The organism is Microbacterium sp. (assembly GCF_052099035.1).
GTDB lineage: Bacteria > Actinomycetota > Actinomycetes > Actinomycetales > Microbacteriaceae > Microbacterium.
Genome location: NZ_JBQDSX010000011.1, coordinates 73172 through 83346, shown reverse-complemented (window position 1 = coordinate 83346; position 10175 = coordinate 73172). Strand labels below are relative to the sequence as shown.

The 10175-nt window shown below is 63.8% G+C and carries 10 protein-coding genes; 4 read left to right on the top strand and 6 right to left on the bottom strand.

The window, feature by feature from the left end:
• Window positions 1-29 precede the first annotated feature (29 nt).
• The 3 genes from qcrA to ACTIAO_RS05625 all read left to right on the top strand — a co-directional run bounded on the left by qcrA (window position 30) and on the right by ACTIAO_RS05625 (window position 3413).
• Complete coding sequence (gene qcrA, locus ACTIAO_RS05635) at window positions 30-1106, top strand: cytochrome bc1 complex Rieske iron-sulfur subunit (RefSeq protein ID WP_441905294.1); 1077 nt, start codon at window positions 30-32, stop codon at window positions 1104-1106.
• A complete protein-coding gene (gene qcrB, locus ACTIAO_RS05630; protein ID WP_441905288.1) occupies window positions 1103-2914 on the top strand; it encodes a cytochrome bc1 complex cytochrome b subunit in 1812 nt (603 codons plus the stop codon). The genes qcrA and qcrB overlap by 4 nt, the downstream gene beginning before the upstream one ends.
• Window positions 2915-2993: 79 nt before the next feature.
• Window positions 2994-3413: a rhodanese-like domain-containing protein gene (locus ACTIAO_RS05625; RefSeq protein WP_441905287.1), complete on the top strand. Its 420-nt coding sequence runs from the start codon at window positions 2994-2996 to the stop codon at window positions 3411-3413.
• An 82-nt stretch (window positions 3414-3495) separates the two neighbouring features.
• Here the strand turns inward: ACTIAO_RS05625 and ACTIAO_RS05620 are convergent, their stop codons facing one another.
• The 5 genes from ACTIAO_RS05620 to ACTIAO_RS05600 form a co-directional block, all read right to left on the bottom strand.
• A complete protein-coding gene (locus ACTIAO_RS05620) occupies window positions 3496-3930 on the bottom strand; it encodes a cytochrome c oxidase subunit 4 (RefSeq protein ID WP_441905286.1) in 435 nt (144 codons plus the stop codon).
• 3 nt (window positions 3931-3933) lie between these two features.
• Window positions 3934-5682: an aa3-type cytochrome oxidase subunit I gene (ctaD, locus tag ACTIAO_RS05615; RefSeq protein ID WP_441905285.1), complete on the bottom strand. Its 1749-nt coding sequence runs from the start codon at window positions 5680-5682 to the stop codon at window positions 3934-3936.
• 6 nt (window positions 5683-5688) lie between these two features.
• Window positions 5689-6597 carry an aa3-type cytochrome oxidase subunit II gene (gene ctaC, locus ACTIAO_RS05610; protein ID WP_441905284.1) on the bottom strand — a complete coding sequence of 303 codons (909 nt, stop codon included), beginning with the start codon at window positions 6595-6597 and terminating at the stop codon, window positions 5689-5691.
• Window positions 6598-6692: 95 nt separating this feature from the next.
• Window positions 6693-7055, bottom strand: coding sequence for an iron-sulfur cluster insertion protein ErpA (gene erpA / locus ACTIAO_RS05605; RefSeq protein ID WP_441905283.1), 363 nt, complete (start codon window positions 7053-7055; stop codon window positions 6693-6695).
• A gap of 76 nt (window positions 7056-7131) precedes the next feature.
• Window positions 7132-8541 (bottom strand): dipeptidase, encoded by a 1410-nt coding sequence (locus ACTIAO_RS05600; RefSeq protein WP_441905282.1) that lies wholly within the window; start codon window positions 8539-8541, stop codon window positions 7132-7134.
• 45 nt (window positions 8542-8586) lie between these two features.
• Here ACTIAO_RS05600 and ACTIAO_RS05595 point away from each other — a divergent pair, with 45 nt between their 5' ends.
• Window positions 8587-9150: a DUF3043 domain-containing protein gene (locus ACTIAO_RS05595; protein WP_441905281.1), complete on the top strand. Its 564-nt coding sequence runs from the start codon at window positions 8587-8589 to the stop codon at window positions 9148-9150.
• Here ACTIAO_RS05595 and ACTIAO_RS05590 read toward each other — a convergent pair.
• Window positions 9125-10165, bottom strand: coding sequence for a quinone-dependent dihydroorotate dehydrogenase (locus ACTIAO_RS05590; protein ID WP_441905280.1), 1041 nt, complete (start codon window positions 10163-10165; stop codon window positions 9125-9127). The genes ACTIAO_RS05595 and ACTIAO_RS05590 overlap by 26 nt on opposite strands.
• Window positions 10166-10175: the final 10 nt, after the last annotated feature.

The window sequence follows — 10175 nt, the reverse complement described above, 5'->3', positions numbered from 1 at the left end:
TCATCGAAGAGGAACGTACGAGGAGCACCATGGCACACGACGACGACTCGCAGGCCCTTGACAGGGCCTACCAGCCCTCTCCCGGGCTGGGTGTCGCAGTCAGCGATCCCGTGCAGAATCCTGGTCTGCCGCAGCATCGTGAGCGGATGACAGACAAGGACCCGAAGGCTGAGAAGCGCGCGGCACGCACCGTTTACACGCTGTTCTACCTATCTTTGGCCGGCAGCATCTGGGCGGTCGCCGCCTACATGCTGTTCCCGATCGAGGACGGTTCGCTGGCCTCGATCCGCAACAACAACCTCTTCATCGGCATCGGCATCGCCCTCGCACTGCTGTGCATCGGCATCGGCGCGATCCACTGGTCCAAGGCGCTCATGAGCGACAAGGAGCACATCGAGTACCGGCATCCGACCCGCGGCAAGGACGCGACGCGTGAGGCCGCCATCGATGCTTTCGCCCAGGCGAACGAGGAGTCCGGATTCGGACGCCGCACGATGATCCGCAACTCGCTGATCGCCGCCGTCGTCGCATCCATCGTCCCCGGTGTCGCACTGTTCCGCGGCCTGGCCCCGCACAGCACGCCGGACAGCCCGATCGCAGGTGACCCAGTCGCACTGCTGAAGCAGACGATGTGGGACAAGGGACAGCGTCTGGTCCGTGACCCCGATGGCACCCCGATCCGCGCAGCGGATGTCACTCTCGGCTCGGCGTTCCACGTGATTCCCGAAGACCTCGCGAGCCTCTCCCACCACGACGGCTACCTCGAGGAGAAGGCCAAGGCCATCGTCCTGATGATGCGCCTGCGGCCCGAGCAGCTCCACGAAGCGGAGGACCGCAAGGACTGGTCCTACGACGGCATCGTCGCCTATTCCAAGGTGTGCACGCACGTCGGTTGCCCTGTCGCTCTCTACGAGCAGCAGACGCACCACCTGCTGTGCCCCTGCCACCAGTCGCAGTTCGACGTCACCGACCATGCCAAGGTCATCTTCGGCCCGGCCGCGCGTCCACTGCCACAGCTGCCGATCACGGTCGATGACGACGGTTACCTCGTCGCACGCAGCGACTTCACTGAACCTGTTGGCCCGAGCTTCTGGGAGCGCCATTGAGCACCGCAACGCTGTCTAAAGAGGACAAAGACAACAAGGCTCCTCTCGGTGGCCGATTCGTCGGTGCAACCGCGAACTACATCGATGAGCGCACCAGCCTCTCCGGCTTCGTCAAGGAGCTGGGCCGCAAGATCTTCCCCGACCACTGGTCCTTCATGCTCGGCGAGATCGCGCTGTGGAGCTTCGTCGTCGTCTTCATCTCCGGCTCGTTCCTGACGTTCTTCTTCCAGGCGACCATGGTCGAGACGCACTACACGGGCGCATACGCTCCGATGCGCGGCATTGAGATGTCGGCCGCGCTCGAGTCGACGCTGCGTATCTCCTTCGACCTGCGCGGTGGCCTGCTGGTGCGCCAGATCCACCACTGGGCTGCTCTGGTGTTCGTCGCCGGTATCGGCATCCACATGCTGCGCGTCTTCTTCACCGGCGCGTTCCGCAAGCCGCGCGAGCTCAACTGGGTGATCGGTTTCGTCCTGTTCATCCTCGCGCTGGCCGAGGGCTTCACCGGCTACTCCCTGCCGGATGACCTGCTCTCGGGCAACGGCCTGCGCATCATCGACGGAATGGTCAAGGGCATCCCGCTGGTCGGCACCTGGATCTCGTTCCTGCTGTTCGGTGGAGAGTTCCCCGGAACCGACATCGTCGGGCGTCTGTACTCACTGCACATTCTGCTGCTGCCGCTGCTCGTGATCGGCCTGATCGTCGTGCACCTCATGCTCATGATCATCAACAAGCACACCCAGTTCGCCGGCCCCGGCCGCACGAACGACAACGTCGTCGGTTACCCGATGATGCCGGTGTACATGTCGAAGATGGGCGGCTACCTGTTCGTCGTCTTCGGCGCAATCGTCCTGATAGCGACCTTCTTCCAGATCAACCCGGTGTGGAACTACGGACCATACGATCCCTCTCCTGTCTCGGCCGGTACACAACCGGACTGGTACATCGGATTCGCCGATGGCGCCTTGCGTCTGGCCCCACCGAACTGGGATATCGTCTTCCTCGACCACACCTGGTCGTTCGGCATCCTCGTCCCGGTCGCCGTTCTCGGTCTGTTCATCGTGCTCGTCGCGATCTATCCCTTCATCGAGGCATGGGTGACGGGCGACAAGCGCGAGCACCACATCGCCCAGCGTCCGCGCAACGCCGCGACACGCACCGCGATCGGTGCCGCCGGCGTGATCTTCTACGCGGTGATGTGGGCAGCAGCATCGTCTGACCTGATGGCCACGCACTTCCACCTCACGATGGAAGGCGTCATCCATACCCTGCAGGCGCTGCTGTTCATCGGACCGATTCTCGGCTACTTCATCACCAAGCGCATCTGCCTCGCGCTGCAGAAGAAGGACCGCGAGATCGTGCTGCACGGCTACGAGTCCGGTCGTATCGTGCGCCTTCCCGGTGGCGAGTACATCGAGGTTCACCAGCCGGTCGACGCGTACGACCGCTGGAAGCTCATCGATGTCGACGTCTACGAACCGCTCGTCGTGCGCCCCAACGAGAAGGGTCGCATCCCGTGGACGCAGAACCTGCGTTCATCGATGTCGCGCTGGTTCTACGAAGACCGTCTCTCCCCGCTCACGCAGGCGGAGGTCGCGGCAGCTGACGCTCACCAGCATCACGTCACGACGCACATGGATGAGGCCGAGACGGCCGAGATCCAGGGCGCTCACGACCGCGCGGGTGCACCGGATGCTCCTGTCCACCCCGAGGTCGAGACGCACATCGGTGAGACGCCGAACACCCCGAGCTCGGTTGTCGCCTCGGAGCCGGTGAAGAAGCCCAAGAAGGACGAAGGCGACAAGTAGTCGTCCACTCCCCTGGTAGAAGGCCTCGTCCGCTCGGACGGGGCCTTCTGCGTCGTGTGAGGGAGAATATGCTGGTGCCATGATCGAACGCGCTGACTACTTCGCCGCCAAGCTCGCCTACGAGACAGATGCGAGCGATGTCTACGTTGCTCAGAAGGCCGGAGAGGAGCTCACGGTCATCGATGTGCGCTCCGATGAGGCGTGGGCGCAGGGACGCATCCCTGGCGCCGTACACATGCACTACAGCGAGATCGCAGCACGTGCTTCCGCCGAGATCGCGCCGGGAACTGCGGTCGTCGTCTACTGCTGGAGCCACGGCTGCAACGCTGGCGCGAAGGGAGCGCTCGAGTTCGCAAGGCTCGGATACCCGGTCCGCGAGATGATCGGCGGCTTCGAATACTGGGCGCGCGGGGGCTACCCCATCGAAGATCACGACGGCGTCCACCGCCGCCCCATCGACCCGCTCGCGGGTGTCCCCCGCATCCGCACTCGCGCCTGATCAGTACTCGCACCCCAAAACGAGGAGGGCTCCTGGACCGAAGTCCAGGAGCCCTCCTCGTTTATGAGGCTCTGTGCGAGACTCAGCGGGCGAAGTTCCCGCGGTAGTACTCGTAGACCCACCCGACGATCGCGACGGCGAAGATCGCCACACCGATCGGAAGCAGGAAGTGTCCGACGGCCATTCCGACGAGGAAGACACCGGCGGATGCTGCCAGCACCATCGGCCACCAGGACCACGGGCTGAACTCACCGAGTTCCGGGTCACCGTCATCGATGTCAGCGGTCAGGACGTCCTCGGGCAGCTCGCCGCCCTGTGCCTTGTAGGTGCGGTCGAGGTAGACCGCGACCATGGCAGACATGAAGGCGACGAACAAGAGGGCGATCGTGCCGACCCACTCGACCTTCGCAGCTCCGACAAGCTCGGGATACTCCAGGATGTGCCACAAGGTGTACACACCGGAGATCACGACGAAGAAGACGGCGAGAATCCACCAAAGAACAACGTTTGAACGCATGGCTTACTTCACCTCTCCGCTCGCACCAGCAGCAGCGGGCTCAGGAGCGCCGACAGGATGCTCTGCGGCCTCGGGGTGGTTCAGGTCGAACGCAGGACGCTCGCTGCGGATGCGCGGGATTGACGTGAAGTTGTGTCGCGGCGGCGGGCAGCTCGTCGCCCATTCGAGCGATCCACCGTACCCCCACGGGTCGTTGACCGTGACCTTGGGTGCCTTGCGCGCCGTGATCCAGACGTTCAGGAAGAACGGCAGCATCGAGGCACCGAGAATGATCGCACCGATCGTGGAGACCTGGTTGCCCCAGGTCCAGCCGTCGGCCGCCGAGTAGTCCGCGTAGCGTCGCACCATGCCGTCGACACCGAGCCAGTGCTGGATGAGGAAGGTCATGTGGAAACCGACGAACAGCATCCAGAAGTGCACGTAGCCGAGACGCTCGTTGAGCATTCGTCCTGTCCACTTCGGCCACCAGAAGTAGAACCCGGCGAACATCGCGAACACGACGGTTCCGAAGACGACGTAGTGGAAGTGAGCGACCACGAAGTAGGTATCGCTGATGTGGAAGTCCAGCGGCGGCGACGCGAGGATGACGCCGGTCAGACCTCCGAACACGAATGAGACGAGGAAGCCCAGTGAGAACACCATGGGTGTCTCGAACGTGACCGAGCCTCGCCAGAGAGTTCCGATCCAGTTGAAGATCTTCACACCCGTCGGCACAGCGATGAGCATCGTCATCAGTGCGAAGAAGGGCAGCAGTACGCCACCGGTGACGTACATGTGGTGCGCCCAGACGGAGACCGAAAGCGCAGCGATCGAAATGGTTGCGTAGATCAGCGTCTTGTAACCGAAGATCGGCTTGCGGCTGAACACCGGGAAGATCTCCGAAACGATGCCGAAGAACGGCAGCGCGATGATATAGACCTCGGGGTGTCCGAAGAACCAGAACAGGTGCTGCCAGAGCAGCACACCGCCGTTGGCCGGGTCATAGACGTGGGCGCCCAGGATGCGGTCGGCAGCTGCGGCGAAGATCGCCGCTGCGAGCACGGGGAACGCCATCAGGATCAGGAGGCTGGTGATCAGCGTGTTCCACGAGAAGATCGACATGCGCCACATCGTCATTCCCGGTGCGCGCATCGTGATGACCGTGGTGATGAAGTTCACCGCACCGAGAATCGTTCCGAATCCGGACATGCCCAACCCGACCATCCACAGGTTTCCACCGGCGCCGGGCGAGAACGAAGCATTCGCAAGAGGCTGATAGGCGAACCAGCCGAAGGATGCTGCACCCTGCGGGGTGAGGAATCCGGCAACGGCGATGATCGAGCCGAAGGCGAACAGCCAGAAGGCGAACGCGTTCAGTCGGGGGAACGCCACATCCGGAGCGCCGAGCTGGAGCGGGAGGATCGCGTTGGCGAATCCGGCGAACAGCGGGGTCGCGAACATCAGCAGCATGATCGTGCCGTGCATCGTGAAGAGCTGGTTGTACTGCTCCTTGGTCGGAACGATCTGCATTCCGGGAGCGAAGAGCTCGGCGCGAATGACAAGCGCCATCACACCGCCGAGAAGGAAGAACAGCACCGAGCTGATCAGGTACATGTACCCGATCGTCTTGTGGTCAGTGGACGTCATCCACTTGACGACGATGTTGCCCTTCTGCTCCGTGCGCGAAGTGCTCAGCAGAGCGGCCTGGCGGGCCGGAATCGTGGTGGGGCGAGCGCCAGAATGCTGGCTTGGGGCCTCAGTGGTGGTAGTCATGAGGATTTACTCTCCCTCTTCCTCGGAGTCCGTCCCCGGAGCGCCCGTCCCCGGCAAGTTGCCGAGTCGGTCGTAGGCATTGTTGATGTCGCCAGTGTTGCCCTTGTCGCGGAGAGTCTCGAGATACGCGTCGTACTCGTCCTGTTCGACGACCTTGACATTGAACAGCATCATGGAGTGGTACTCGCCGCAGAGCTCAGCGCACTTGCCGTCGTACTCGCCGACACGCGTCGGGATGAAGGACCAGGAGTTGTCCTTCCCGATGTACATGTCCTTCTTGTAGAGGAAGTCGACGATCCAGAACGAGTGCACGACATCGCGCGACTGAAGGCTGATGTGCACCTTCTGGTCAACCGGGAGCACGAGCGTCGGCAGCTCCTCCGTGTCGATGTTGCCGTTGGCGTCGGGCTGAGCCTGGATGCCCATGGTCCAGACGGCATCGGACAGATCGTCGTCTTCGCCGCCGTACATGAAGTCGAACGCCCACTGCTTGCCGATCGCGGTGATCTCCACATCGGCGTCATCGCCCCACTGCGTTTCGATCTCGGCCTGATCGCGTGCCGTGAAGAAGAACATCGCCATGACGAGAATCAACGGAATGACCGTGTAGAAGATCTCGATCGGCATGTTGTAGCGCATCTGCACGGGAAGGCCGGTCTGGCCCTTGCGACGGCGATAGGCGATCGCGGCCCATCCCATCAGGCCCCACGTGATGATGCCGACGAGGAGCAGGACGATCCACGAGTTGACCCAGAGCGACCCGACACGGTCGGTCTGGTTCGTGGCGGCGGTGCCGTCTTCCACAAAGCCTGGGAGGAATCCGTGCAGCTCGGTGGGAGAACATCCCGCCAGGGCCACGGCTGCCGCAATTCCCAGGGGAATAGCGGCCCAACGAAGGCGGCGTTTCGAGGGCACGATGCACCTTTCAAGATCGCGGACAGGGCTCCCCCAGTCTAGGGCAAGCTCACACCTGATTCATGCCAACCACGCAGGCTGGATACGGCTGTTGTTCAGTTGAAGCTGTCGCCGCAGGCGCAACTGCCCGCAGCGTTGGGGTTGTCGATCGTGAAGCCCTGCTCCGAGATCGTGTCCTTGAAATCGATCGCTGCACCATCGAGGTACGGCACGCTCATGTTGTCGACGATGACCTCGACGCCATCGAAGTCGACGGTTTCGTCACCATCGAGGTAGCGCTCGTCGAAGTAGAGCTGGTAGATCAGACCAGAGCATCCACCCGGCTGGACGGCGACACGCAGACGCAGGTCTTCGCGGCCCTCCTGCTGGAGAAGGTTCTTCACCTTCGATGCAGCAGCATCGGTCAGAGTGATGCCGTGGGCGGTCGTGGTCTCGGAAGTGATAGTCGTGTCGCTCATGTCGCTCCTTGTGACAGGCCGTGCATGCGCACAGCTGGTACCTGCGATTCTACCGCCGGAGGCGGAAGAAGGCTCGTCAGGCCGTGACTTCATTCATGCGGGCCAGCATGAGCGCCTCGGTGGCGACAGCGTGGCGGAAGGTATCCAGGTGCAGGGACTCGTTCGGGCTGTGCGCGCGCGAGTGCGGATCCTCCACTCCGGTGACGAGGATCTGGGCCTCGGGGAACTCCCGCACGAGGTCTGCGATGAAGGGAATCGAGCCGCCCACACCGAGGTCCACCGGATCTGCGCCATAGCCGTCGGCCATGGCCTGGCGCGCCATCGCCACAGCCCACCCACTCGTATCGACGAGGAACCCGTTGCCGAGATCGACGTCGGAGAAGGTCAACTCAGCACCGAAGGGCGCGTGCGCACGCAGGTGCGATTCCAGAGCCGCATAGGCATCTTCACCGCTCTGACCGGGCGCAACACGAGCGCTGACGACGACGGACACTTCTGGCAGGAGCGTGTTGGAAGCCGATTCCACGCTTGTCGCATCGATGCCGATGACGGTCACGGCAGGCTTGTTCCAGATTCGGCCGAGGATGCTGCCACGTCCGATCGGCGACGTGCCGGCGAGGAGGCCGGTCTCATCCCTCAGAGTTGCTTCGTCGTAGTCGGGGGTCGGTGCGTCGCGATCGGTCATCCCGTCGACGGCGACAGCACCATCGGCATCCCACAGCGTCGAGAGCAGCCGCACGGTCGCCATCATGGCGTCCGGCACCGCCCCGCCGAACATCCCGGAGTGGGATGCATGCTCAAGAGTGCGCACGGTGAGGGTGAAGCGGGCATTGCCACGCAGCGAGACGGTCAGACCGGGCGTCTTCGAGTCCCAGTTCCCCGAGTCCGCGACAACGATGGCATCGGCCCGCAGCGCATCGGAGTTGTCGCTGAGGAACTGGCCGAAGGAACGGGAGCCGTACTCCTCCTCGCCCTCGATGAACAGCGAGACGCCGAGCTCGAGGTCGTCGCCGAGGACTTCGTGCACGGCACGCAGCGAGGCGATGTGCGACATGATTCCGGCCTTGTCATCGGCGGCACCGCGCCCGTACAGCCGACCATCGCGCACGGTGGGCTCGAAGGGAGGCGTCTCCCACAGGGCGTCATCTCCGGGAGGCTGCACGTCATGGTGTGCGTACAGCAGGATCGTCGGCTTGCCGCCGCGGGCGGCACGAGTTGCGAGCACTGCAGGCTGGCCGACCTCGTCCGTCCCCGGCACGGCCGCGCGCAGCACACGCACCTCGTCGAAGACACCGGTGCTCTCGGCAAGCTCTGCCACGCGCGCGGCGCTGCGCTCGAGCTGAGTCTGATCGAACGATGGCCAGGCGATCCCCGGAATGCGCACCAGGCCCCCCAGATCGGACAGTGCACTCGGGATGCCGAGGTTCACCGCCTCGGTGACGGCGGATTCGACAACGGGATCAGCTGTGGGCGGCATGGAAGTCATGCGAGTAATCTTAAGGCTTCACCGTATTCAGATTCGAGGAGTTCCGTGGCCACCCCCACCCCATCGACGAACGACGAGTCCCCGGAGACGCCAGTCGTCGGCAAGGGACGCGCAACGCCCAGTCGCGCAGAACAGGAAGCCGCCCGTCGCCGTCCGCTCGTCGCCAACACCAAGGAAGCACGAGCCGCAGCGAAGGTGCAGATGCGCGAGCAGCGCGAGCGTGCGCAGGCCGGCATGGCCGCGGGTGAGGACAAGTACCTTCCGCCGCGCGACAAGGGGCCGCAGCGCCGTTGGGTGCGCGACTACGTGGATGCCGGATGGCACCTGTCCGAGTGGGTGATGGCGCTGATGGTCGTCGTCATCCTCGTCTCGCTCGTGCCAGACCCGACCTTCTCGTTCTATGCCTTCGTAGGCCTGTGGGGCTTCATCATCCTCGCGGTGCTCGACATGGTCATTCTCAGCGGACGCGTCAAGAAGAAGGTGGCCGAGAAATTCGGCAAGGACCGCCTCGAGAAGGGCCTCGGCTGGTACGCGGCGATGCGATCACTGCAGATGCGTTTCATGCGCCTGCCCAAGCCGCAGGTCAAGCGCGGCCAGTACCCCGCATAGCCCGCAGTCCCTTGTTGATCTGCCGTGCCCACAGGGGGCCACGGTAGAGGAATGCGGTGTATCCCTGCACCAGAGTGGCGCCGGCATCCAGTCGATCCTGAACATCGGATGCCGTCTCCACTCCCCCGACGGAGATCACGCAGAAGTCGCTCGGCACGGCGGCGCGGACGATGTGCAGCACCTGCATTGAGCGCTCGCGCAGCGGCGCCCCGGACAGACCGCCGGCACCGGCGGACTCGACGATCGCAGCATCCGTGGTCAGCCCTTCGCGACTGATCGTGGTGTTGTGCGCGATGATGCCGTCCAAGCCCTCATCCACGGCGAGACGGGCGATCGCGGTGATCTCGTCGTCAGGCAGGTCGGGAGCGATCTTCACCAGCAGCGGCGTCGATCCCGCGGCGTCTTTGACCGCGCGCAGCAGTGGCGCGAGCGTCTCGACTGCTTGCAGTCCGCGCAGGCCCGGTGTGTTCGGAGACGACACGTTGACTGCCAGGTAGTCGGCGAGCGGCGCCAGCGTCGTCGCGCTCTGCACGTAGTCGGCAGTCGCCTTGTCGACGTCGATGACACGGCTCTTGCCGATGTTCACGCCGATCACGGTCTTCGGGCGGCGGCGACGCAGCTTCGCGAGGCGCTTGGCCGCAGCATCCGCTCCCGCGTTGTTGAACCCCATCCGATTGATCACGGCGCGGTCCGGCACGAGGCGGAACAAACGCGGTTTCGGATTACCATCCTGTGCGATCGCGGTGACGGTGCCGACTTCGACATGGCCGAAACCAAGAGCCGCCAGGCCACGAACGCCGACAGCATTCTTGTCGAATCCGGCCGCCACGCCGAACGGCGAGTCGAACGTGAGACCGAGCGTGCGCACCTGCTGTCCTGCAGACGGCGCACACAGGCTCCGTGTCACCCACGAAAACGGCGGTATCCCCAGTACCCGGATGACAGCCATCCCGGCATGGTGCGCGAGCTCGGGATCGAAGCGCGACAGGACGGTGCGAAAGAGGAGGGGATACATCCCTGCCAGA